Source organism: Acinetobacter sp. HY1485, assembly GCF_027568475.1.
GTDB lineage: Bacteria > Pseudomonadota > Gammaproteobacteria > Pseudomonadales > Moraxellaceae > Acinetobacter.
In genome coordinates this window covers 95,957-121,902 of sequence record NZ_JANKZG010000005.1, presented here as the reverse complement: position 1 = coordinate 121,902, position 25,946 = coordinate 95,957, and the positions used below count along the sequence as shown (strand labels likewise).

The following is a 25,946-nucleotide window of genomic DNA, read 5'->3' as shown; positions in this document are numbered from 1 at the left end:
ATGGAAAAAATTGATGTTATTGTAGACAGTATGTCGCGACAAGGCACACACAATATTGCCATTACCTTGATGCAAACCAATGGTGAACCTTTGCCACAATGGGAAGCGGGGGCACATATTGATGTGTTTTTGCCTAACAAAATATGCCGTCAGTATTCATTAACAGGGAACCCACAACAGACTCAGTTTTATACGTTGTGTGTTAAAAAAGAACCACAGTCACGTGGTGGGTCACGTTATATTCATCAACAATTACGGGTAGGCGATACCTTACAAATTTCTGCACCACGCAATGTATTTAAACTGCAAGATGCCGAGCGTTATACGCTGTTAGGAGCAGGAATTGGTATTACCCCCATTTTGGCAATGACAGAAACGCTAGAGCAACAACGTAAGGCTTTTACACTGTTTTATTATGTGCAGACCAAACAAGATGTGGCGTTGCTTCATTATTTAAGTAAACAATTTATTTACGGCACTTGCGAAATTTTATGCGATGACGAAGGACACAGTATTATTTCACAGTTGCCTGACGCTTTTAATGTGCCACATCAACAGCATCATGTGTATATGTGTGGACCCGCAGGCTTTATGAATTATTGCGAAGAACAACTCACACGTTTGGGTTGGCACGAAAGTTGTATTTATAAAGAAGCCTTTGCACCTGTTGTGGTGGCAAGTGATGCTCCAACAGATTGTTTTCAGGTGAAACTAAAATCGACAGGGCAAGTTTTTGATGTACCGCAAGATAAAACCATCGCCACGGTTTTAATAGAGAATGACATTGCTGTACCGCTTTCGTGTGAAATGGGAATGTGCGGCGCATGTTTGACCGAGGTTTGCTCAGGAGAAGTAGATCATCAAGATACGGTGCAGTCTGAACAAGAAAAACAAGCCATGCCACAGCATATTGCCTTGTGCTGTTCTCGCGCAAAGTCGAGCTTAATTGAAATTAACTTATAGGGCGGTATTATGAAAATTCAAACCACAACTTTACCGACCAAACCATGTTATAGCCAATTTGATGGCAATGATTGGGAAATTTTAGCACAGCATTGGTACCCTATTGCTCGTATACAAGATGTGTCTACTCAACCGCAACAAGTGATGCTGCTTGATATTAAAATGGCACTTTATCAATTAGAAAATGGCAATATTCAATTGGTGCGTGATATTTGTCCGCATCGGGGTGTGCCTTTAAGTAAGGGCTGGGTAGAGGGCAATGAAATTGTTTGTCCTTATCATGGGTTGAGTTTTGGGGAAGATGGTAAGTGTACCAAAATTCCTGCACAGCCCGATTTGACCCGTATTCCAGAACGTTTTACCCTCACTGAATTTCCTGTGGTATTAAAGTATGGTTTGGTATGGACAAGTTTATTATCACAAGATGCAACAAGTGCTAATTTCCCTGAACTAGATACATGGGAGCAAAACGGACATCAAGCGATTTTACCGCCGTTTGTTGATATTGGTGGTTCAAGTGGACGACAGCTTGAAGGATTTATTGATGTGGCACATTTTGCGTGGGTGCATCACAATGCATTTGCAGACCGTAAAAACCCTGTTGTACCTAAATACAATACTGAAAAAACAGAATATGGGTTAAAAGCTGAATATATTAGTGATGTAAGTAATTATCCGCATGGTATGCAACATTTAGCACCTGAAGGTTTTTTATGGAAACGTACATTTGAGGTGTATCCGCCGTTTAGTGCTGTACTCACTGTGGATTTTCCAAATCAAGGGGTACTTAAAATTTTAAATGCGTGTTGTCCTGTATCACATAACAAAACACGGTTATTTGTGCCATTAACGCGTAATTTTGATACCACAGGCGACTTACAGGCAGTGTATGATTTTAATGCACAAATTTTTGCCGAAGATCAAGATATGATTGAGTCGCAAAAACCTGAAGAATTACCACTCGATTTAACGGCTGAGGTACATTTTGAGGCAGATCGGTCATCGACGATGTATCGCCGTATTTTGGCAGACTGGGGCTTAAGTAAACGTTACGTAATTTAAAAAGAGCCTCATCAATGAGGCTATTTTGTTTTAAAATGGTGCGTCAATATCCACAACATCAATGAGTTTATGGTTTACAAACTCTTTTAAGCCAAGTCCAATAAGTTCACGTCCATAGCCTGAGCGTTTTACACCGCCAAAAGGTAAATCTGCTTTTACCATTGTAGGATGGTTGACAAAAACCATGCCTGTTGTGATTTGTTTTGCTACCTCAAAGCCATGTTTTGGGTTAGAAGTAAATACAGAACCCCCTAAACCAAAGTGGGAGTCATTGGCAATTGCAATGGCATCTTGTTCGTCTTTGGCTTTTAAAATCATTGAGACAGGACCAAAAAACTCTTCGTAATAGGCAGGGTTATCTGGTGTTACATTGGTTAAAATAGTGGGTTGAACAAATGCACCTTGAGCGGGAACTTTTTCGCCTACTTCTACGGCAGTTGCACCATGTTTCACAGCTTTTTTAATTTGTTCTTTGACTTGGTCTGCGGCACGTTGCGAGGACAGAGGAGCAAGTTGTGTACTTGGGTCCATTGGGTCACCTGCTTTAAGTGCTGCCACACCTTTTGTGTATTGTTCTAAAAATTGATCATAGATTTTTTCATCAATAATCATGCGTTTAGAAGAGACACAAACTTGTCCTGCATTCCAGTGACGTCCAAACACTGCCCATTTTACGGTTTTTTCTAGGTCTGCATCGGCAAGTACAACAAATGCATCTGCACCGCCGAGTTCTAAGGTTGATTTTTTAAGATATTTTGCCGCCAATTGAGCCACACTTGCACCTGCAAGTTCTGAACCTGTGAGTGCAACGCCATGTACGCGTGGATCTTTTAAAATATCTTCAATTTTGTGATGCGTTACAAATAAATTAATAAATGCACCTTTTGGTAAGCCTGCATCTTGCATGAGCTGTTCAAAGGCTAAAGCACATTGCGGAACATTAGACGCATGTTTTAATAAAATTGTATTTCCTGCAGAAAGTTGCGGGGCAATAATGCGTGCAATTTGATAGTACGGAAAATTCCAAGGTTCTACAGCAAGTAATACACCTAATGGTTCATGCACAACAACTGCTTCGCCCTCGGCAGGATCAAGAACAGGTAATTTTTCAGGTTCAAGCAATTTTTCTGCATGTTTTGCATAGTATTCAAAAATTTGAGCAGAGAGTTCAACTTCTGCTTGTGCTTCACCAATAATTTTACCCATTTCTAAGGTTAGAAATTGTGCATAATGGTCTTTTTGGGTGCGTAGCAGATCGGCAGCTTTTTGTAAAATTGCGGCACGTTGTGAAAAAGCCGTTGTTTTCCATGTTTTAAATGTGTTGTCTGCATCTTCAATTGCTTGAGCAATTTGTTCATCAGTTGCATCTGGGAAAGTTTTGAGTGTTTCGCCTGTATAGGGATTAATAGTTGCAAATGCCATGACGATCTATCCTTATTTTTAAGTTCACCTTTACATCTTATACGAACAATATCGTGATGTTGTGATACAAATATAAGTAAATAGGTAAACATATTTTTCTAAATGAACATATTAGACTTATTGTTTAAAAATAAGAGCTTGTTGTTATTTTTTAGACAAAATTACATGTAATTCTGATATTATAGAGCCATATTAAACAAATTAGAAAAGAGTGTTATGACGGGACAGCGTGTTGGCTATATTCGTGTAAGTACAGCAGATCAAAATGTAGGACGTCAATTAGAAGGTGTACATTGTGATAAGCGTTTTATTGATTATGCTTCAGGTAAAAATATAGAACGTCCAGAATTTAAAAATATGATGAACTATGTCCGAGAAGGCGATGTCATTGTTGTACATTCTATGGATCGTTTAGCACGTAGCTTAAAAGATTTAGTGGGTATTGTGGATGACATGATTAAAAAGGGAATAGCAATTGAATTTTTAAAAGAAAAAATTACGTTTACTGCACAATCCACAGCCATGGATAATTTAATGTTGCAATTGATGGGAGCATTTGCCGAATTTGAACGGTCTTTAATTTTGGAGCGTCAAAGAGAAGGAATTAAACTTGCAGCAGCAAAAGGAAAATATAAAGGGCGTGTTAAAGCACTAAAACCTGCTCAAGTCGAAGCCTTAAATTTAGCATGGAAAAATAAAGAATACACATCTAAAGCTGCATTAGGAAAAGCATTTGGCATTACTAGACAAACGGTTTATAAGTATTTAACAAAGTTGTAAAAATGAAGCAAAAAACAGCATTGAGGATGACCAAGATGCCGCAAGTGTTTTAGAAGCATACTTACAAAGAGAAAATTTTAATGTAATTGTAAAATACGATGGGCATGAAGTTTTAACGCAAATTCGTAAAAAGCAAAATACGCCTATTATTATGTTAACTGCCATTGGCGAACCAAGTGAAAAAATAGGTGCTTTACGTTATGGGGCAGATGACTATATTGTAAAGCCTTATCACCGTGGTGAGGTGATGGGACGAATTCAATCTGTATTACGCCGTACACAACAAACTCAAGAAAATACCAAACTGCTTATATATAAAAACTTAATCGTTGATTGTACGGCAATGACCGCAAGGGTAGATGCACAGACCCTCGAATTAACACTTACAGAGTTTAATGTGTTAGCAACACTGTTATGTTCTCCGTTACGTGTTTTTACACGTTTTGAATTATTAGAAATTTGCTTGCCCGAAAGCAATGCCTTAGAAAGGGTTGTAGATACACATATTTATAATTTACGAAAAAAGCTTGAGGTATATGGGGTTTGTCAAATTTTAATTAATGTACGTGGCATTGGGTATCGGTTTGCTCATGTATGAGTCACATAGCTTATGGCGGTGGTTTTGCCTACGGATTTTTTCTTTAGCGGTTGGTAGTATTGTTTTAATTGCTTTATGTATGTGGTTGCGTTATGCAATTTTAAACTGGTGGGTATTGCATCAAATGCCATTAGTAGTACAACAAGAATTTTTGTATTTAAGGGCATACCCATCTGCCAATACAGCAAGGTTTAATCAATTAGTAGATACATGGTTCGGACAATCTTATTCAGATCCGTCTATCACCTCAACTGATTGGGGCTTATTGGGTGTACTTGTGGTTGTCATTGTTCCTATTATGATTACATTAGGTTTAAGAGCAGCAAAACCATTATCTACACAATTTAGTGAACTCGCCCAAACGGCAAAAGCAGTGACTCGTGGTCAATTTAATGTGACTGCCTCTAAAGAACAACATGTGCCTCAAGAGCTATTACAGTTAACTGACGATTTTAATACCATGACACGGCAGTTACAGCAATATGATAGAGAACTAAAAGCTTCTCATGTGGCATTAGCTCATGAATTACGCTCACCTTTAACGGCTGCTATTGGACGCTTACAGGGTATGCTTGATGGTGTTTTTGAGCCTAATCCAAAACAATTAAATATGGTAATGGCACAGTTGCAGCACTTAAATCAGTTGGTGAGGGATTTACACTTTTTGTCTTTAATGACAGCTCAACAATTAAACTTAAATAAACAACCCATATGTTTAGCTGAATTGATACAACAAAAAATCCAATGGTTAAGCCCTCAGCTCATTCATTTTGAAATTGATAATCAGGTTGCTAAAACGGTGTTATGTGTTGATCCTTTACGTTTAGGTCAATTGATTACTATTATTTTAGAAAATGCATTACGTTATGCCAAAGAAGGTAAAAAAATGACAATTACCTCTTGGAGTGAACAGCACTATATCTATGTCAGTTTTAAAGATAATGGACAAGGTGTTCCTAACGAATTTTTAGATACAATTTTCCAAAAATTTACACGAGCCGAAGCCTCTCGGGCACGTCATTTAGGTGGAACAGGTTTGGGTTTATCTATTGCAACGGCAATTGCTCATGCACATAACGGATGCTTAGTGGCACGTAATCATCCTGAAGGGGGGGCTAGAGATTATTTTGAGTTTGCCTCAATCTTGATACGATCTTGATATAAGTTTGCTTTAATCAATCAAAATAAACGAAATGGAAGCGTCAGATGCTTTATTTTATTTTATTTTGATTGTATGTGGGATATATCTTGCTTTATATAGTTGGGTATCGTGGGTCATTTTAACGCTTAAGGACACTTAGAGGTTGGCATAGTTCATGCATTGTAGTAAATGAAACAGATGCATGGATAAAAGATGAAAGTAAATGACCTTAAAGGCTTAACCATAGCTCAGTGGCAAGATGCCTACCGATCAAAAAAAATAGATTTATCCATTTTAAATGAGCTTGTAGCACAGTTTGACCCAAATGATCCTGCTTGGATTTCGGTTGTAGATTCGGCAACATTAAGCCAACAATTAGATGCCTTACAAGGGCAAGAGTATTTACCGTTATATGGCATACCCTTTGCAGTAAAAGACAATATTGATGTCGCGGGTTTTGCCACAACGGCAGCATGTAAAGCACTTCAGCAAATTAAACAAAATGATGCCTATGTAGTTGGGTTGTTAAAACAGGCGGGTGCTGTGGTGGTTGGCAAAACTAATCTTGACCAATTTGCAACGGGGCTTGTAGGGACACGCTCACCATTTGGGGCTGTACCAAATTCTTTTGACGCTCACTATGTGAGTGGTGGTTCAAGCTCTGGTTCTGCAAGTGTGGTTGCACGCGGTTTAGTGCCATTTGCATTAGGTACAGATACCGCAGGGTCAGGGCGTGTACCTGCTGGGTTTAACAATATTGTGGGGTTAAAACCAAGTAAGGGACGTTTTTCCAACACAGGTTTAGTCCCCGCATGTAAAACATTAGATTGTATTTCTATTTTTGCACTTACTGCTTCAGATGCAGGGTTTGTAGCACATATAATGGAGCGATACGACCCAACAGACAGTTATTCACAACAAAATCCACATACTTCACCTGCTCAATTTGCATCTTCTCCTCAATTTGCTGTACCTAAAACGCTTGAGTTTTTTGGAGATACACAATCGGAACAGGCATTCAAACAGAGCTTAAAACAACTTAAAGATTTTGGTGCAACATTAATTGAAATTGATTTTTCCGCATTTGAACAACTTGCTCTACAGCTTTATCAAGGTTCTTGGGTTGCCGAACGCACAGCGGTGTTACAAGAATTTTTAACCCATCATCTAGATGACTTTGACCCGACGGTGCTCAAAATTGTGCAACAAGGCGAAAAATTTAGTGCAATAGATGCTTATCAAGCCGAATACTTACGTGCTTCGCTTACTCGTGTGATTCAAAACCAACTTGCTCAGTTTGATGCATTAATTGTACCTACATCGCCTACCATACATACCCTAGAAGAAATGCAACAAGAGCCGATTGCATATAACTCCCAATTTGGTACTTATACCAACTTTACCAATTTAGCCGATTTAAGTGCATTGGCACTGCCTGCTACCTTTAGAGCAGATGGATTACCGTTTGGTATCACACTGATTGCACCAAAATGGCATGACCAAGCGTTAGTTAATTTTGGCGAAAAATGGCAAAAATTTATCAATATTTCACTAGGGGCATTACATAAAAATTTGCCGACTACAATTGTGAGTGTTCCTGTTAAAGGGTTTGTTGATGTGGCGGTAGTGGGGGCACATTTAACTCAAATGCCATTAAACCATCAGCTTACGCAAAGAAATGCAGTTTTGATAAGCACAGCAACCACATCAGACCATTACGCATTATATGATTTAAATTTGGGTCATCCGCCTAAACCGGGACTAGTGCGTCAAACCCAAGGAACATCCATTTTGCTAGAAATTTGGCGAATGCCGATAGCACGTTTTGGCGAGTTTGTTACCGAAATTCCATCGCCGTTAGGAATAGGAATGATTGAATTACAAAGTGGTGAATGGGTAAAAGGCTTTATTTGTGAACCGTATGCCATACAAAAAGCGACTGATATTAGCGAGTTTGGGGGCTGGAAAGCTTATTTAAGTGCAACAAAAGGAAAAGAAAATGTTTAAAACTGTACTTGTTGCCAATCGTGGTGAAATTGCTGTACGTGCTATTCGTACACTTAAAAAATTAGGGATTAAAAGTGTTGCGGTATATTCCGAAACTGATCAATTTGCACAACACGTATTAGACGCAGATGTGAGTGTTTCTTTACAAGGGGTTAAACCAAGCGACACGTATCTAAATATAGAAAAATTAATTGAGATTGCTAAACAAACAGGTGCAGAAGCGGTATTTCCGGGTTATGGTTTTTTGTCTGAAAGTGCTGAGTTTGCCCATGCATGTGAAGCAAATAATATTGCATTTATGGGACCAACACCCGAACAAATCTTAGAATTTGGATTAAAACACCGTGCGCGTGAACTTGCAGCACAAGCCAACGTACCTATGACGCCTGGTACAGGTTTGCTTGAAAGTTTAGACGAAGCAAAAATGCAAGCGAGTCGGATTGGTTATCCAATTATGCTCAAAAGTACCGCAGGCGGTGGAGGTATTGGCTTAACGCGTTGTGATACAGAACAAGACCTTATACAAGCATATGAAAGTGTAAAGCGTTTAGGTGAGCAATTTTTTAAAGATGCAGGTGTGTTTTTAGAGCGTTTTATTGATAAAGCACGCCATATTGAGGTGCAAATTTTTGGAGATGGAGAAGGGCAAGTGGTTGCCTTTGGTGAGCGTGATTGTTCATTGCAACGCCGTAACCAAAAAGTAGTGGAAGAAACACCCGCTGCTCATTTACCTGAAGCGACACGTCAAAAAATTCATCAAGCAGCTGTTGGGTTGGGTGAGTCGATTTGCTACCGGAGTGCAGGCACGGTTGAATTTATTTATGACCCTACACGTGATGAGTTTTATTTTTTAGAAGTGAATACACGCTTACAGGTTGAACATCCTGTCACAGAAATGGTAACAGGTTTAGACTTAATTGAATGTATGCTTAAAGTGGCATCTCAAGATGAAATAGATTGGCAAACTCTTAAAGCAATTCAGCCTAAAGGTGCAGCCATTGAGGTGCGTATTTATGCAGAGAATCCAATCCAAAATTTTCAACCTAGCCCGGGATTATTAACACAAGCCAGTTTTCCTGAGGGAATACGTGTAGATACGTGGGTAAAAACAGGCACTGAGGTATCGCAATATTTTGATCCCATGATTGCCAAAATTATTGTGCATGCTGATGATCGTCCTCAAGCCATTGCAAAACTAAAACAGGCACTACAACAAACCAAACTCTATGGCATTAGCACCAATTTAGACTATGTGGCACATGTGGTTGCAGACCCACGTTTTGCTGATATGCAAATTTGGACACGCATGTTAGATGACTTTAGCTATACGCCTAAAGCCATAGAGGTGCTTACACCGGGTACATTAAGTTCTATTCAAGACTATCCCGGACGTGAAGGGTATTGGCATATTGGCGTACCCCCTTCTGGTCCGATGGACGATTATGCCTTTAGATTTGCCAATAAAATTGTGGGAAATCCCACACATGCGGCAGGTTTTGAATTTACCTTAATGGGTCCAACACTTAAGTTTTATGCTGATACCGTAGTGGCACTCACAGGTGCACCGTGTAAAGCATTATTAGATGATCAGCCTATTGCGTTTTGGCAACCAATCCATATAAAAGCAGGGCAAACGCTCACATTAGGACAAGTCACACAAGGTTGTCGCACATATTTAGCAGTACAACACGGGTTAGATGTACCACTTTATATAGGCAGCCGCTCTACTTTTGCACTTGGGCAATTTGGTGGACATGCAGGGCGGACATTACGTGCAGGCGATGTTATTGCACTTTCACAAGACCAAACCATTGATCCTCCTCAAACGGTACCCACCGAACTTGTACCAAATTATGGTAATGAATGGAAAATAGGAGTGCTTTATGGTCCACATGGTGCACCTGACTTTTTTAAACCTGAATATATAGAAGAATTTTTTGCACAAGAATGGACGGTACACTTCAACTCTAACCGTTTAGGTGTGCGTTTGGTGGGACCCAAACCTGACTGGGCACGTGAAAACGGTGGAGAAGCAGGACTGCATCCATCTAATGTACATGATTGTGAATATGCAATCGGTGCGATTAATTTTACAGGTGATTTTCCTGTGATTATTGGTAAAGATGGACCAAGTTTAGGTGGGTTTGTTTGCCCTGTAACCATTGCCAAAGCCGAACTTTGGAAAATGGGACAGCTTAAAGCAGATGACAAAATTCAATTTTATCCACTCACCATTGAGCAAGCCAATACTTTAGAAAAACAACAGAATCAAAACCTTGAAAATCTGACCACTATATTGCCACAGCCAACTGTACAGGGTTTAGGTAATAGTGTTTTGCATACCATTGGTGCAACCGAACATACGCCACAAGTGGTCTATCGCCAAGCGGGTGATCAGCATATTTTATTAGAATATGGCGAAAATGTATTGGATTTGGGCTTGCGTTTACGTGTGTATCAACTCATGCAAATGTTAACTTTAGACGGTATCAAAGAACTTTCACCGGGCGTACGTTCACTACAAATTCGCTATGACAGTTTAATTTTGCCTCAAGCAGAATTAATGCACCATTTGTTGGCACTAGAAAGTCAAATGGGCGATTTAAGTACGCTTAAAATTCCTTCCCGTATTATTCATTTACCGATGGCATTTGAAGACAGTGCTACTTTAGGTGCAGTAGAGCGTTATCAAGACAGTGTTTGTGCTCAAGCACCATGGTTACCCAATAATGTCGATTTTATTCAGCGGATTAATGGTTTAAAAACACGCGAAGAAGTGAAAGAAATTTTATTTGATGCGAACTATTTAGTGCTGGGTTTAGGCGATGTGTATTTAAGTGCACCATGTGCTGTGCCGATTGACCCTCGCCATCGTTTACTCAGCTCTAAATATAACCCTGCGCGTACATTTACCGCAGAGGGTACGGTGGGTATTGGTGGCATGTATATGTGTATTTATGGCATGGACTCACCGGGTGGTTACCAACTTGTTGGACGCACACTGCCAATTTGGGATAAGTTTAATTCAACTCAACCATGGTTTTTACGCTTTTTTGATCAAATTAAATTTTATCCTGTTTCTGAACAAGAATTAGATCAAATTCGTTTGGATTTTAAGCATGGGCAAGGACAGCTTAAAATTGAAGAAACTACATTTGATTTTGCACAATACAACACCTTTTTAGCAGACAATACTCAAAGTATTGAGGCGTTTAAACAAACGCAACAAACTGCGTTTAAACAAGAGGTGAGCCGTTGGAAAGATATTCAACCTCAAGCTATTGAAACACCAAAAGATGAACATGATTACAGTGCTTATATGCCCGTGAGTGCATCTATGACAGGTAATATTTGGAAAATTTTAGTTGAGGTAGGGCAATCTGTTGAGCAAGGACAAACAGTTGCGATTATTGAAGCCATGAAAATGGAAATGCCTGTTATTGCGACGCAAAGCGGTAAAGTGCATGCAGTGGTGGCACATACAGGGCAAACTGTATATGCAGGAGATGCAATTTTATTTTTAGAATAAAGCAGGAGACCCCTGCTTTACTGTTCGGTTGATTTACATAAAGAACAAACGATTACGCCCTGAGAGTGCATCACATCGGGGCGTTCGTATGTTTGCACGCAACGCTCACAGGTATATACCGTAGCTGTGGGTGTACCATCAGAGGTAAAGCGGTGTTCATCAATTCCATCGTGATGGTGTTGAATATAAAACTTCCCTTTTGTAATCAGCCCCAAAACAGGTGTTAAAACAAAGCCGACAACAAGTGCAATAATAGGAGAATATGCTGCTAAAAATGTACCAAATAATCCAAAGAAAGCACAAATAGACAATCCTGCTGCACTTAAAAATGCAATTAAACCTACGGGATTATAGTTGTACAGCATATCCTTACGGTATTCAGGGTGTTTGGGAGAGAGTTTAAAAAGATATTTATTGAGTGCAATATCAGTTGCAACCACGACCACCCACGCAATGGCAAAGTTAGAATAAAAGCCTAAAATTTTACCCAAAACGGCAAACATATTGCCTTCCATTAAGGCAAGTGCAATGGCAAGGTTAACCATCACAAAAATAAGACGTCCGGGATAATGTTTTTTGATGCGAGTATAAGCACTTGTCCATGCTAAAGATCCTGAATACGCATTGGTCACATTGATTTTAATTTGTGAAATAACCACTAAAACTACAGCTAACAACAAGGCAAGCCAATCGGGCAACATGGCATGAAATGCAGCATTAAACTGCTGAACAGGTTCTGTACCATTAACAAGCGGAAGTTTGGTTAGCAGATAGAACCCTAAAAATGCACCAATAATTTGTTTAATTGCACCAAGAATAACCCAACCTGGTCCTGCACAAATAACCGCTGTCCACCATGCTTTGCTATTTTCTTTGGTTTTAGCAGGCATAAAGCGTAAATAATCAATTTGTTCGCCAATTTGCATAATCAGCGATAAACAGACTCCTGCACCAAGCATAATAGCTGCAAGATCTACGCCGTTTTGTTTACCTGTAAAATCAAAAAATTGACTAGGTAAAGTAGGGTCTTGATAAACCAAGAATGCCACAGGTGCCACCATCAAAATAAGCCAAATGGGGGTTGTCCAAACTTGCAATTTACTTAGGGCTTTCATCCCATAAATAACAAGAGGAATTACCATAAATGTGGAAATAAGATAGCCAAGCCACAGCGGTATACCTAAACCAAGCTGTAGCCCTTGTGCCATAATCGAGCCTTCTAAGGCAAAAAAGATAAAGGTAAAACTTGCAAAAATAATACTTGTAATGACAGACCCTAAATAACCAAAACCTGCCCCACGGGTAATTAAGTCTAAATCTATGTTGTAGCGTGCGGCATAATATGCCAACGGAATCCCTGTTAAAAATATAATAATTGCCGCAATTAAAATTGAAAAAATAGCATTGGTTGTGCCATAGGTTAAACCAATACTTGCTCCAATCGAAAAATCTGCTAAATACGCAATCCCACCCAAAGCAGTAATGGCAACTACTTGTGGGCTCCAACGTCTAAAGCTATGAGGGGCGTATCTTAAGGTGTAGTCTTCTAAAGTTTCGTTAGATTTTCCCATGCTTTACTCCTTAAGTGTTTTAAGGAGTTTGAGCAATAATTATGCCATCGTTAAATTTATAGACATCACAGTTTGGGTCAGGCGTAATACGATCAACCACCGCAAACAAACTAGGTGCATTAAGGGTTAAAAGAGGATGATGCCATGTCCCCTGATGGTAGTTAACGCCTTGTTTGCCATTGGTTATAAAGGCACAGATTTGGTTTAAATTTGGCGTATCTTTGTTTAAAGCAGGGGCAACCACCACCAAAAATGGTTGGTTATGCATGGGAATAAATGCTTGTGAGCCTTTTGGGTGGCGTTCTAGCATTTTGATTAAAAAAGGAACACACGTTTTTTGAAGATGCTGAAATAAACTAATGCCAACCTCTCCTAAAGCCGTCACATGACTTAAAGCATGATGCCGTTTGGTTTGATGGTCGTTGATATAAAAAAAATCTGATGCTTGGGTTTCAATCACATCTCCAAATAGTGCAAATGCGGTTTGTGTAAGCGGTTGTATTTTAATCATACAGGTGTACCCCACAAACGAATACGGCTTATGCCTCCATCGGGAATCATATTGATGCGAATATGAGACACTAAGGTGTGCTGTTGAATGTCTTGGATATATTGATGTAAATGATCCATTTGCATGGGTTGTTCAAAAAGTAAATAGTCCCAAAACATACTTTGAGGGATAAGCTGTGCATCTGTTGCCGCTTCTACATATGTGCCTTGAATAGACACTTTGGCAGGATAGTTGCCTTTAAAGTGAGCTGTATCGATTTCTATTTTTTCGATTTTACCTTTTTGCCCCAATGCTAAAATACACCAATCAAAGCCTGGTGCACGGCGTCGTTTTGTTTCCCAACCATCGCCCATATTGGCAGCAGTATGCGGGTTAATCAGATTACTTGGATGTCCATAATGGGCATCGCTATATGCCACAACACGCCCCCCTTGTTTTAAGCCCACTAAATCAATAGGCGTACTACAAACAATGGGTTGCACTGTACCGTAAACCTTAAGACGTGCAATCCCACCATCAGGAAAAATATTTAAACGGATATGGCTGTATAACCCTTGGTGATGACTTTCAAAAAAATGATGTGTACTGGCACTCAAACACTGATTGGGTAATAGTGACTCCCAAACGGCATCTTTTAGATTATTGTCAGGTGCGTAACAGCCCTCAATTGAGGCGGATGCAGGATAGTTCCCTGTAAAAAAGGTGGTATCAAGGTCAAAGCCCTGAATAATGCCTGCAACACCAAGTTGGATAATGCACCAATCAAATCCTTCTATACGTTTGCGGCGTGTTTCCCATCCGTCCATCCATTTACCATTATCATCAAATTTATCCTCTATAAAGATAGGGGAGGTATGTTGCAACATACGTTCAGCAGGGGCAAAAAACTCATCGGAACATTCCACAATAACCGTACCTATGCGTGCGTCTGCTAAATTAGTGAGTGTGCTAAACGTAGCTGGAAGTTCAAAAAGTGGAGCATGTAAAGTTGCCATATTGATATACAAATAAATAAGATTATTTTTAGATATGCATAAACTATGCCGATGTGGCACAGTTTTGGCTTATAACAATAAGAAGAATTGAACAGGTAAATAATATGAAAATCGTCATTATTGGTGCAGGGATGGGAGGGTTAACCACAGGGATTGCACTTAAAAAATTTGGGTTTGATGTTGAAATTTACGAGCAAGCAGAAAAGATTTTACCTGTGGGTGCAGCAATTTCATTATGGTCAAATGGGGTGAAATGCCTTAATTATTTGGGGTTACATCAGCAAGTAGCCCGTTTGGGTGGGCATATGGATACCCTAGCATATGTGGATGGAAAAACAGCACAGAACCTGACGCAGTTTAGTTTAGAGCCATTGGTCAAAGCCGTAGGGCAACGTCCATACCCTATTGCACGTGCAGAATTACAAAATATGCTTATGGAGGAATTTGGGCATATTCATTTGGGTAAAAAAATGATTGCGCTTAGAGAAAGTGCAGATCAAGTTACGGTTAGTTTTGAAGATGGTACAACCGTACAAGCCGATTTGTTGATTGGGGCAGATGGCACGCACTCGTTAACACGGCAATATGTACTTGGTGAGCAAGTTAAACGCCGTTATGCAGGCTACGTGAATTGGAATGGTTTAGTGAAATGCTCAGACAAAATTGCACCACCAACGCAATGGACAACTTACGTGGCAGATGGAAAACGTGCATCTTTAATGCCTGTGGCAGACAATCGTTTTTACTTTTTTTTAGATGTACCTTTACCCGCAGGGCTTGAAAATAACCGTGACAAATACAAACAACAATTAAAAGAATATTTTGCAGGGTGGTGTCCGCAAGTACAAACACTTATTGATGAGTTAGACCCAAAAACCACAAATCGAGTAGAAATTCATGATATAGAGCCATTTTTAAAATTCTATAAAAATCGTGTGGTATTGGTGGGCGATGCGGCACACAGTACAACGCCTGATATTGGGCAGGGCGGGTGTCAGGCAATGGAAGATGCGATTTATTTGGCTCGTGCCTTACAAGTGAATACCCTTGGTTTGCAAGATGCGTTACAGCGTTATCAAGATAAGCGAAATGAACGCACTAAAATGATGGTGCTTCGTGCCCGTAAACGCTGTGATATTACCCATAATAAGAATGAACAAACGACACAAGAGTGGTATACATCCTTAAAGTATGAAAGTGGGGAGCATATCATGCAAGGAATTATCAGTAATATTGTAGATAATGTTTTAGACTAAGGGGAAAAAGCCCCTTATTTTTAGAAGTTATAGCTAAGAGCAAGGCGGTTTTGTAAAAATGGATGTCCATTACTTTGCTGTTTTTGTGCGCCAACAAATTCAGATAGACTTAAACCTTTGAAGCGTCCCGAAAAGTTATAGAACCCATAAAACATCAGCTCGTACATATCTTTATTGGTGTCTGCATAGGTTAAGCGACTCCCTGCAAATAAATGCTCGCCTAAAGGTGAGGTGACTTCGGTGGTATAGAAATTACCTGCGCCCAAATCTTGCGTACTTGTAAAAAATGGTTGCGCAAAATAGGGGTCTGATGAGGTATTGTGTGCGTAAGGCGTTGGTAAGCTACCTTCTAGCCATGCACTGTTGGTATCTTTTACAACATGGTCATAGCCAACGCGCCATGTAAGCGTGGGTGTTGGTTTTACTTTAACCTGTGCACCAAAAGATTTACTGTTGATATTGCCAAGTTTAGCGTCTTGAGTATCTGTACCATAAATACTTTGTAGGCTGATCTCAGGTTGCCAAGGGGTTTGTTTAAAACCAATATTAACCTCGCCATAGTACAAATTAAGCAAATCTGAGTAATGTTCTACCCAAAATTGTCCTTTAATATATTGGTTGGGTAGATCAAATTTTTTACCTAAACCAAGTGCAGTTAATCCGTCGGTACGGCTAGAATAACCTGAGTATGGATCATCATTTAAACGATTACTTTTAGAAAAATCATCATCGCCGTAACTTTTGTATTTATTTACTTTTGTTAAACGTACAAAGTTATCAGTATCGCCATATTTTGCATCAACACCCTGATATAACCATGGTTGAACACGATAAATTGAATAATCGCCTACAAAAGGTAAATTAAGCTTTTGATTTCCGGCAGTAATCGAAAATAAGTCATGCATCCAATTGATGTAAGCTTCACCTAAACCAAACGTATGTTGTGACAACTCGCTTACGTTATGTGCACCTTGGGCGAGTCGACGTTGTCCCTCAATTCCTACACCTGCTGTTACGCCATAAAATGGTGCTGTTTTATAAGTGGCATAACCGCCCGCTGTGGTGGTGTCTTGGCTAGTACTTGCAAAATATGCATTATTAAGTGAGTAAGAGTTAATGCGTAAACTGCCCTCTACTTTGCCACAAGTTAGCATGTCTGCAACATTACTTACCGCACAGTCGTTTGCAAACGCTGATGCGCTCAGTAATCCCCCTAAAATTGCAAATGTAACTTTCATGTTATTTAACTTCCTCGATAGGTAGAGTAGGCGTATGGACTAATGAGCAAGGGTATATGGTAATGCTCTTGCAAATAGTCAAGATAAAACTGAATACAAACTTCTGGAAAAAATGTATTCAGTTGATGTTGCGAAAAATATGGGGCTATATCATAAATGAGTTTGTAATGCCCTGCTTGTAAAGTTTGCACGTTAAAAGATATGCGCCCATCTTGATTGGTAAATCCTTCACTTATTAGCTGATCTTGATAGATGAGCCGTACCGTAACATTGGGCGCAGGTTTACCAAGATGTGTGTCTAAAATATGGCTGCTAATCATTCTTGTATTTCCTGATCTAAACGTAGTAGTGCAATACCTTGTAATTGTTGATGCACAATCTGTTTTTCAGTATTGAGGTTATGTGTAAGGCGTTGTTGAAGCTGTTGAAAAACTTCTTGTTGTGATAATCCAAATGCTTTAATTAAAAAAATAAAGCCAAATTTTTGTTGATAGGTCAGGTTATCAAGTTGCAGTTGTTTCTGCTGTGTTGGTGTGAGCTGTATATTGGCTTGTTCACGATTAGAGTAGCGTTGCGCTTGCTCAGATAATTCAGTTTTTGCTTTTTGTTCACCAATTTTAGGGTGTTGATCTAACGCTTGTTTGATCTCTTGCCATTGCCAATTTGTGGCGTATTGTTCTGCTTGCTGTAATAGGTCTTGCTTAGTAGTGTATGGGCGCGCTTTAATCAAAGCATTGATCCAACTTTCAATGGTAACGCAATGATTTAATATAGCGTGGGCGTCTTGGTCATCGAGCTGATTAAATGTTTGTAGTTGCATAGTGATCCTTTGGGTAATGGTGTGTGTACCAATGTTGGGCAATTTCTTCTCGTGTGCAAATCCACACATCATCAAAGGTTTGTAAATAATCTAAAAAACGCTGTAAGGCTTTAAAACGTGCAGGACGCCCTAAAATACGGCAATGCATACCCACTGATAGCATTTTGGGTGTTTGTTCTTGGTACAGCACATCAAACGCATCTTTAAGATACTGATAAAACTCATCGGCATGGTTAAAGCCATTTAAGGCACAAAACTTCATATCGTTGGTATCTAAAGTATATGGAATAATTAGATGAGGGCGTTGGTTTTGCTCTACCCAAAAAGGTAGGTCATCGCCGTAATAATCGCTGTCATAACGGATATGATCAAACTCGGCTAAAAGGGCACGTGTGTTAGGGCTGTCTCTGCCTGTGTACCAACCTGTCGGTGCCTGCCCAAACAAAGTTTCAAGAATAGAAATAGCTTGGTGCATATGTTGGCGTTCAATAGAAATATCGGTGTTTTGATAATGCAACCAACGATAACCATGCGATACCACATCGTATTTTGCATCTTTGATGGCTTGTACCACTTGAGGATTACGCGCCAATGCCATTGCTACACCAAAAATGGTGAGTGGTAAGTCACGTTTTTGAAATTCATGATGGATACGCCAAAAACCTGCGCGTGATCCATATTCGTACAACGAATCCATAGAACGATGGATGGCAGGGTAGCTATTTGCGCCAATAATCTCAGATAAGAATTGCTCAGAGCCTAAATCACCATGTTCAACATGGTTTTCTGCACCTTCTTCGTAGTTGAGTACAAACTGTATGGCAACTTTGGCGTTATTTTTCCATGTAATTTTAGGGGGTTGATTGGAATAACCAATGAGTTGCCGACAGCTAGATTGATGTTGAATCGCATCAACTAAAGCTTGTCCTGTCAGGTAATTTGGCATACATCTAGATTTCATTTTATATATTGAATAAGAAAAAGCACAAACTATGCCGATTATTTGGAATACCTTTGATTTTTTTATTTCAGCAATATCTAATCAATTTTTTCTTTTTGGGATTTTGAGTATTTATGCATTTTGGTTATGAGCTTTATGGTAGTGCGTTGCGTGATAAAAAATTAAAGTACATGCTTTAATATTATCAGGACGCTTTCAAAACCTAGATTTGAGTTTAAATTTTTTGTATTTATCCCAATTTTACTTTTGTCTGCTGGGCTAATTACGGGCAATGTCTCTTACAAAAATATTTGGCTGAGCCTCTGCGTTGGTTTTTTACCGTTTCTTTACTACATTCTTACTAGTCCAATTAAGTACAGTCATTCACCCTATGTTTTACAAAGCGTTGTAAATACAATAATTTTTTGTATTTTGATTGTTCCGCTTATTTTATTTTTACGTATAAAGAAGATAAAACAAGCATCTCCAACACCTATCAAATATTTTTGTAGTTCAATAATGAACATTGTGAGCGTTATTTTTTTTATGGGATATATTGTTTTGTTTTAAAATAAGACCAAATACAATCGGGCTAGCAAAAATCCAAGTACTCACAAATCCAACACCTATACCATAATAGTGCATGAGCAAAAGACATGCACTCATAAATAAAATACCTACCACAATTTTAAATTGCCACGCTTTAAATTTTTTTTGCTTTATACCATATAGCAGATAAAAACCAATATAGATTAAGACTAAACTAAGAATGAGCATGTTTTTTGCGCCGTGTAAGTTTTTGATAAGCATTTTTTTGGATGGGTTGAATGTTCTTTAACATGAACCAAGAAAATCCCGCGAAGCACCACACAAACAGTTCAAACAGTCCAATACGATGTATCACATATCCACTCACTAAAGGCAGTAATAAAGCGAAACTGAAAAATATGCTTAGAAATACAAGCCATAAATTCTCTTTTTTAACCACTAAAGAACCAAATAAACAGCTCAACCAAATAATAAAAAATACGTGAATTTCATAATTGGGTAAATGAGGATAAAACACAGTAAAAAGTCGGTTTGTATAAAAATATCCTAAAATGGCAATAGGTAAGCCAACAAACGTACTCACGTTCAATCGATCAACTATATAATAGCCTAAGCTATATGTACTCTTTTGTATTTGACGCTTTAAACTCCATAATAATAAGCCTGAAGCAATCATCAAACAGCCTAATATTCCTGAGAAAAATAACCCAAGTCGGATAATAGGCTGTGCAAAAGGTGCCATATGTAAGCCATACATACTGTTATATAAGGTGGTTACAGCGCTTGGGTTTTGCAAATCTGTTAACGTTTGCCCTGTTACAGCAGAAAACGTAAGTTGTGCAGGGGCTAACGTAATGGAATGATCTAGCTTTTGTTTTACCGTCACAATCGCATTATTGGTATTGGGTGCTTTTATCTCAAGGCTATCTAATTCTGCATGTTGCCATTGTTGTGTAATATGCTGTTGAATGGCTTGTGCTGTGAGCATTTTTTGAGGTTGTATTGGCTTTTGAACAAGTGCAGGTTTATTTCTAAGCTCATCAAAAATATCGTATATATTATTGGGATAATACTTTTGAATATTACTTGGAAAGTAGACATAAAAAAGAATAGCAAGCCCTGTAAAAGTAATGGTTAAGAAAAAGGGTAAGGCAATGACAGACACTACATTATGAAAATCTAACCAAGAACGTTGTCCTTTAAATGCACGTAGCGTAAAAAAATCAATAAATATTTTTTTATGGGTGATGATGCCTGAAATGAGTGCAACTAGCATAATGATAGCTAAAGCGCTGACAATTAATCGTCCAATTAAAACAGGGATTCCGAAAAGCTGAAAATGTAAATAATATAAAAAATCACCTCCTTGAGTGGGCAGTAAATTGAGTTCTTTTCCTGTATTAGGATGAAGTTGTTTGCTGTTAAATGTGCCATCTGTTTGTTGCCAATAAATAGTATTAATTGGCGTATTTTGAGAGGCAGGTTGTATATACCAATACTTTGCCGTAGGTGCGTTTTGTTGCAAATAAACAAGTGCAGAACTCACCGTTTGAGATGGGTCTACTTTGATATGTTGATAATCAGGTTGCATCCATGCGGTGATATCTTCACGGTAATAGGAGATAGAGCCAAGTAAAAAAATACTGAACAGTAGCCATCCAACTAAAAGCCCAACCCAACTATGTAGGTTTGCCATAGATTGCCGTAAAGATTTATGCATGGCACATCACCAAAGAAAGTAAGTAAAACAACACCAGCACGACTAAAAGTACCCACGCTCTTTTTAAAGCAAAACTTGCTAAAAAAAATAGAACAAAAAAGAAAATTCCCACAAACGATGCCAAGAAAATGGCCTGTGCGTGGGGAAGTTGGTAAGTCAGAAGATCTGTAAGTACCGATGTAAAACATACGGTACTTAAGTAGCCACCTACACACGCAAGTAAAGCACGCCAACCCATCTTAATATTTAAATTTAACAGCAACGGTATAGTTTGCAGACGCACCGTAGTAACCTTGTCCGTCTTTTAATCCTGTTAAATATTTTTTATTCGTGAGATTATCTCCATTAAGTTGTATTGCTACATGTGGGTTAAGGTCATATTTAGCCATTAAGCCCACTAACAAATAGCTACTTTGTTGAATTAAGCCATAACCGTTCGAAGTGTCATAAATGCGGTCTTGCCATTTTAGACTTGTTCCAACTTTAAGTTGTGGCAACAGCGGTACTATATAGTTGGCTAAAACGTTAAATGATTGAGTGGGATTATACGGGCGTGGGTTTTCACCTGTTTGAGTATTTTTAAGGCTAAATTTGGTATAGCCCATTGATACATTTAAGTTGTCTGTTACTGCACCACTTAGCCCAAGTTCTATACCTTGTGAGCGTACTGTACCCAAATACGAATAAGATTTAAAATCAATCGGGTTATATACAGGGTCAAGTGGGAAGTTGTCCTGTTCTGTACGGAAAACTGCAAAAGAACCAGTTAAGCGCTGATTTAACCAAGCACCCTTTAAGCCAACTTCATAACTTTTACCCTCTACAGGCACAGCCACTTGATTGGTTGCACTATCAAGTACAGTTTGTGGTCTAAAAATAGAGGTATAACTTGCGTATCCTGTATAGTTAGGTGTGAAGTTATAGGTAATACCTGCATAAGGTGAGGTTTTATTTTTAATATAAGTGTTTTTGTTATTAATTTGCGTATAGTTTGCACCCAACAAAAGTTTTAATTGATCTGTGAGTGTAAGGCGTGTTGCACCATAAACAGACTTGGTAATAAACATTTCTTTTGCAACAGCATTTAACTCACCCCAAGTTGGTTCTTGTGGGCTCCAACTTGCTAAATCTGTGGTGGTTTCACCCAAGTTATCGCCATAAGCATAAACGCTATTCACTTGATGTTGCGACCAAGAGTAACCAAAATTGGCTTGATGCGTTTTTCCAAATAATGGGTAACTGCCATTAAGATTTAAATCAACTGTACGGTCTTTAAATTTTTGATTATAAATTTCGGGGTAAAGTGTGACACCTGCTGTATTATTTGTTGAACTTGGTACACCTGATAAGTACAGCATTTTATCGGTAAGCGTTGCATCTTTTTCATCAAAGCTTAATTTTGCTGTCCAATTATCGCCTAATTTTTGTTGTATATTGGCAAAGTAGTTATCAATATCCCAATCATAATATGTCCAAGAAGGTGCATAATTATAATTGCGATCGTAACTTAGTTGTTGCCCTGCATCATTGATGAGAGGTAAAGCACCCCATTGTGCGCCATTAGTGAGTTGATGCGTTTTTGCATATCCCACAGATGCGGTTGTTGAATTCGTTAGATCTGCTTCAATAATTCCTTGAATACCATTTTTTTCTTCTGAGTAATGGTCTAAGTACGAGTTACCTGTTTTTTCAAAAGCGGTGAGGCGTCCACGAACTCGTCCATCTTGCGTTAAAGACCCTGAAATATCAGCTTCGTAACGTTTGGTATCCCAAGAACCATAACTGATACCACCTTCGGCTTGAAAATCTTGGGTTGGGCGTTTACGTACGTAATTGATGGTTGCCCCAGGATCACCCAAAGCATTGGTTAAAGCATCTGCACCTTTAACAACCTCAATGCGATCATAAAAATAACTATCAGGATCAGCGCCGTTGTAATTATAGCTGTCAATTTGTGGGATGCCTAAGCCATCCACCATAATATTGGAAATATCAAAACCGCGTGAGGTATATGTGGTACGGTTAGTTTCTAACCCTGTTACGGTAACGCCAGGAGTATTGTTTAAAACATCTCGGGTAGAGGTAAGATGAAAATCATCTAATTGTTGTCGAGTTACCACATTGACAGTTTGCGGTGTTTCTTGAGTTGAAATATTGAGTTTGGTGGCACTGCTTGACTGCTTTACATTGTAAGCATGTTTGTTTTCTGCTGATGACTTGATGGTAATTTCAGGTAAAACCTCAGTATCTGCATAAACATGGGTAATTGAAAAAATAGCAAGCGTTAACAAGGAGAATTGGAACTGCATAGCAGACTCGTAAAATTAAACGATAATAATTATCACTAAGATTATCAATATTTTTAAAAAGTACAATCCCTTTAGGTAAAATATTTTACGTTAAAAAATCAGTCGTGCATTTTTGTAAAATGTGGCAAAATAGCAGGCTTTTATAGATTCAGAGGATTGGCAGATGCGCTTTGTTGATGAAGCAGTCATTACCGTAGAGGCTGGCGACGGTGGCAATGGCGTAGCCAGTTTTCGCCGTGAAAAATTTGTACCATTTGGTGGACCAGATGGCGGTGATGGTGGACGTGGTGGTAGTGTCTATATTCAAGCAGATGACAATACCAGTACCTTAGTCGATTACCGATATACTCGTAGGTTCCGTGCAGAACGCGGAAAAAATGGTGCAGGCGCAAACTGTGCTGGGCGTGGTGCACCAGATGTAACGTTATATGTTCCTGTTGGAACAACTATTGTAGATACAGATTCTGGCGATATTATTGGCGACCTCGTAGAAAGTGGTCAGCGCGTACTTGTAGCACAAGGTGGTGATGGTGGTTTAGGTAATACTCACTTTAAATCGTCAACTAACCGCGCACCTCGTAAATTTACGACAGGGATTAAAGGCGAATTCCGTGAAATTCGTTTAGAACTAAAAGTACTTGCAGATGTTGGTTTATTGGGCATGCCAAATGCAGGTAAATCGACGTTTATTCGTGCTGTTTCAGCTGCAAAACCAAAAGTAGCAGATTATCCGTTTACCACTATGGTACCTAACCTTGGTGTGGTAGATGCAGACCGTCATCGTTCTTTTGTTATGGCAGATATTCCTGGACTAATTGAAGGAGCGGCAGAAGGCGCAGGTTTAGGAATTCGTTTCTTAAAACATCTTGCACGTACTCGTATTTTGCTTCACATTGTGGATGTTCAACCGATTGATGGTTCAGACCCTGCACATAACGCAAAAGCAATTTTGGGTGAGTTAGAGAAATTTTCTCCAACGTTATCTCAGTTACCTGTCGTATTGGTATTAAATAAATTAGACCAATTGGATGATGAAACTCAAGAAGAATGGTGTGACCATATTCTTAAAGAAATCAATTGGACAGGACCTGTTTTCAAAACAGCAGGTTTAATGCAGTCGGGTACCAAAGAAGTAGTTTACTACCTAATGGATCAGATTGAACAGCAGCAAGAACGCGAAGCTGAAGATCCTGAATATGCACAGCAAATGAAGGATTTCCGTAATCAGTTAGAGGCGGAAACACGCGAACAAACGCTTGCAGCAAAAGAAGCATATCGAGAAATGCGTAAAGCACAACGTTTAGGTGATCACGATGATGATGACTTTGACGATGAAGACGATGATATGGAAATAATTTACGCACCATAATTGTAGAGGACAGTATGATTGAAGTGGTGAACGGGCAACGTCAACTAACAGGATGTAAACGCATTGTTGTTAAGATCGGCTCATCTTTACTCACAGCACATGGTCAGGGGTTAGATTTAACCGCAATTTCGCATTGGGCAGACCAAATTGCAAAATTACATCAAGCAGGACACGAAATTATTTTAGTGTCTTCAGGTGCTGTGGCAGAAGGGATGGTGCGCATGAAGATGGATGCTCGACCCACAGATTTACCAAGTCTACAAGCCTGTGCAGCCATTGGACAAATGGGGCTTATTCAAACATGGTCAAGTGTTTTTGAGCAACAAAATATACAATCTGCGCAGGTATTACTTACCCATGATGATTTAGCGGATCGTCGCCGTTATTTAAATTCCTGTGATGCTTTACAATATTTGATAGATTGGCGTGTTATTCCTGTCATTAATGAAAATGATACGGTATCAACCGATGAAATTCGTTTTGGTGATAATGATACGCTTGCTGCCATGGTTGCAGGGCAAGTACATGCCGATTTACTGATTATTTTAACTGATCAGCAAGGGATGTTTGATGCAGACCCACGTTCTAATCCTGATGCAAAATTGTTATCTACAGTACGTGCATTAGATGAAGAATTGTTTGAAATGGCAGGTGATGGTGGTGCATTAGGGCGAGGTGGTATGGTCACTAAAGTGCGTGCAGCACGTCTTGCGGCTAAATCAGGTTGTCCAACATTAATTGCAAGTGGAGACCGTGATTACGTTTTATCGCGTTTAATGAGTGGTGAACTGTTAGGTACGTTATTTGTTGCAGATAACGACCGTATTACAGCGCGCCAACAATGGCTTGCAGCTCATTTACAAATGGCAGGTCGTTTGATTATTGATGATGGTGCGGTTGATGCCATTAAGCAACAGCATTGTAGTTTGTTACCGATTGGCGTGAAAGCCGTAGAGGGACATTTTGAACGTGGTGAAGTGGTCGAATGTGTCGATTTACAAGGTCAACGTATTGCGGTTGGGCGTGTGAATTTTAGCTCTCGTTCTGCCGAGATGGTAAAAGGTTTAAGCTCAGATAAGGTGTATCAGGTTTTAGGTGAGGCACGTTCACCTGAGATGGTTCATCGTAATCATATGGCAATTTATTAATAAAAAGGCTTCTTAATG

General features: G+C 39.1%; 20 protein-coding genes and 1 pseudogene. 10 read left to right on the top strand and 11 right to left on the bottom strand.

Features of this window, described 5'->3' with window-relative positions; translation table 11 throughout:
* Together PCI70_RS07355 and PCI70_RS07350 are read left to right on the top strand one after the other, a co-directional pair.
* Positions 1–963, top strand: a complete 963-nt coding sequence (locus PCI70_RS07355; protein WP_269914679.1) for a PDR/VanB family oxidoreductase — start codon at positions 1–3, stop codon at positions 961–963.
* A gap of 9 nt (positions 964–972) precedes the next feature.
* Complete coding sequence (locus PCI70_RS07350) at positions 973–2,025, top strand: Rieske 2Fe-2S domain-containing protein (protein WP_269914678.1); 1,053 nt, start codon at positions 973–975, stop codon at positions 2,023–2,025.
* Positions 2,026–2,055: 30 nt separating this feature from the next.
* Here PCI70_RS07350 and PCI70_RS07345 read toward each other — a convergent pair whose 3' ends face one another.
* Positions 2,056–3,447, bottom strand: coding sequence for an NAD-dependent succinate-semialdehyde dehydrogenase (locus PCI70_RS07345; protein WP_269914677.1), 1,392 nt, complete (start codon positions 3,445–3,447; stop codon positions 2,056–2,058).
* Between the two features lie 216 nt (positions 3,448–3,663).
* On the opposite strand from PCI70_RS07345, the gene PCI70_RS07340 reads away from it, so the two are divergent.
* From PCI70_RS07340 to uca, 5 genes are all read left to right on the top strand, one after another.
* Positions 3,664–4,227, top strand: coding sequence for a recombinase family protein (locus tag PCI70_RS07340; RefSeq protein WP_269914676.1), 564 nt, complete (start codon positions 3,664–3,666; stop codon positions 4,225–4,227).
* Between the two features lie 19 nt (positions 4,228–4,246).
* On the top strand, positions 4,247–4,825 hold the full coding sequence (locus PCI70_RS07335) for a winged helix-turn-helix domain-containing protein (RefSeq protein ID WP_269914835.1): 579 nt from the start codon (positions 4,247–4,249) through the stop codon (positions 4,823–4,825).
* Entirely contained in the window at positions 4,818–5,984 is a 1,167-nt protein-coding gene (locus PCI70_RS07330; RefSeq protein ID WP_269914675.1) for a sensor histidine kinase, read from the top strand. The genes PCI70_RS07335 and PCI70_RS07330 overlap by 8 nt, the downstream gene beginning before the upstream one ends.
* Positions 5,985–6,179: 195 nt before the next feature.
* On the top strand, positions 6,180–7,973 hold the full coding sequence (atzF, locus tag PCI70_RS07325; RefSeq protein ID WP_269914674.1) for an allophanate hydrolase: 1,794 nt from the start codon (positions 6,180–6,182) through the stop codon (positions 7,971–7,973).
* Positions 7,966–11,502: an urea carboxylase gene (gene uca, locus PCI70_RS07320; protein WP_269914673.1), complete on the top strand. Its 3,537-nt coding sequence runs from the start codon at positions 7,966–7,968 to the stop codon at positions 11,500–11,502. The genes atzF and uca overlap by 8 nt, the downstream gene beginning before the upstream one ends.
* Before the next feature lie 17 nt (positions 11,503–11,519).
* On the opposite strand, the pseudogene PCI70_RS07315 reads toward uca, so the two are convergent.
* The 3 genes and pseudogenes from PCI70_RS07315 to alc form a co-directional block, all read right to left on the bottom strand.
* Positions 11,520–13,061: pseudogene (locus PCI70_RS07315) on the bottom strand (purine-cytosine permease family protein); the annotation flags it as partial.
* A 31-nt stretch (positions 13,062–13,092) separates the two neighbouring features.
* Complete coding sequence (locus PCI70_RS07310; protein WP_269914671.1) at positions 13,093–13,584, bottom strand: ureidoglycolate lyase; 492 nt, start codon at positions 13,582–13,584, stop codon at positions 13,093–13,095.
* Positions 13,581–14,579: an allantoicase gene (gene alc, locus PCI70_RS07305; RefSeq protein ID WP_269914670.1), complete on the bottom strand. Its 999-nt coding sequence runs from the start codon at positions 14,577–14,579 to the stop codon at positions 13,581–13,583. The genes PCI70_RS07310 and alc overlap by 4 nt, the downstream gene beginning before the upstream one ends.
* 104 nt (positions 14,580–14,683) lie before the next feature.
* On the opposite strand from alc, the gene hpxO reads away from it, so the two are divergent.
* Complete coding sequence (gene hpxO / locus PCI70_RS07300) at positions 14,684–15,835, top strand: FAD-dependent urate hydroxylase HpxO (protein WP_269914669.1); 1,152 nt, start codon at positions 14,684–14,686, stop codon at positions 15,833–15,835.
* A 20-nt stretch (positions 15,836–15,855) separates the two neighbouring features.
* Here hpxO and PCI70_RS07295 read toward each other — a convergent pair whose 3' ends face one another.
* The 7 genes from PCI70_RS07295 to PCI70_RS07265 all read right to left on the bottom strand — a co-directional run bounded on the left by PCI70_RS07295 (position 15,856) and on the right by PCI70_RS07265 (position 23,411).
* Complete coding sequence (locus tag PCI70_RS07295) at positions 15,856–17,073, bottom strand: hypothetical protein (RefSeq protein ID WP_269914668.1); 1,218 nt, start codon at positions 17,071–17,073, stop codon at positions 15,856–15,858.
* Positions 17,074–17,078: 5 nt separating this feature from the next.
* Positions 17,079–17,393, bottom strand: coding sequence for a hydroxyisourate hydrolase (gene uraH / locus PCI70_RS07290; RefSeq protein ID WP_269914667.1), 315 nt, complete (start codon positions 17,391–17,393; stop codon positions 17,079–17,081).
* On the bottom strand, positions 17,390–17,893 hold the full coding sequence (uraD, locus tag PCI70_RS07285) for a 2-oxo-4-hydroxy-4-carboxy-5-ureidoimidazoline decarboxylase (protein WP_269914666.1): 504 nt from the start codon (positions 17,891–17,893) through the stop codon (positions 17,390–17,392). Before uraD ends, uraH begins: the two co-directional genes overlap by 4 nt.
* The gene (gene puuE, locus PCI70_RS07280; protein WP_269914665.1) at positions 17,874–18,839 is read right to left on the bottom strand and encodes an allantoinase PuuE; all 966 of its coding nucleotides are present in this window, start codon (positions 18,837–18,839) and stop codon (positions 17,874–17,876) included. Before puuE ends, uraD begins: the two co-directional genes overlap by 20 nt.
* A gap of 757 nt (positions 18,840–19,596) precedes the next feature.
* Entirely contained in the window at positions 19,597–21,102 is a 1,506-nt protein-coding gene (locus tag PCI70_RS07275; RefSeq protein ID WP_269914664.1) for a PepSY-associated TM helix domain-containing protein, read from the bottom strand.
* Complete coding sequence (locus tag PCI70_RS07270; protein ID WP_269914663.1) at positions 21,095–21,385, bottom strand: hypothetical protein; 291 nt, start codon at positions 21,383–21,385, stop codon at positions 21,095–21,097. Before PCI70_RS07270 ends, PCI70_RS07275 begins: the two co-directional genes overlap by 8 nt.
* The gene (locus PCI70_RS07265; RefSeq protein ID WP_269914662.1) at positions 21,342–23,411 is read right to left on the bottom strand and encodes a TonB-dependent siderophore receptor; all 2,070 of its coding nucleotides are present in this window, start codon (positions 23,409–23,411) and stop codon (positions 21,342–21,344) included. The genes PCI70_RS07270 and PCI70_RS07265 overlap by 44 nt, the downstream gene beginning before the upstream one ends.
* A gap of 163 nt (positions 23,412–23,574) precedes the next feature.
* On the opposite strand from PCI70_RS07265, the gene cgtA reads away from it, so the two are divergent.
* Complete coding sequence (gene cgtA, locus PCI70_RS07260; RefSeq protein WP_269914661.1) at positions 23,575–24,780, top strand: Obg family GTPase CgtA; 1,206 nt, start codon at positions 23,575–23,577, stop codon at positions 24,778–24,780.
* 14 nt (positions 24,781–24,794) lie between these two features.
* On the top strand, positions 24,795–25,928 hold the full coding sequence (proB, locus tag PCI70_RS07255; RefSeq protein WP_269914660.1) for a glutamate 5-kinase: 1,134 nt from the start codon (positions 24,795–24,797) through the stop codon (positions 25,926–25,928).
* Positions 25,929–25,946: the final 18 nt, after the last annotated feature.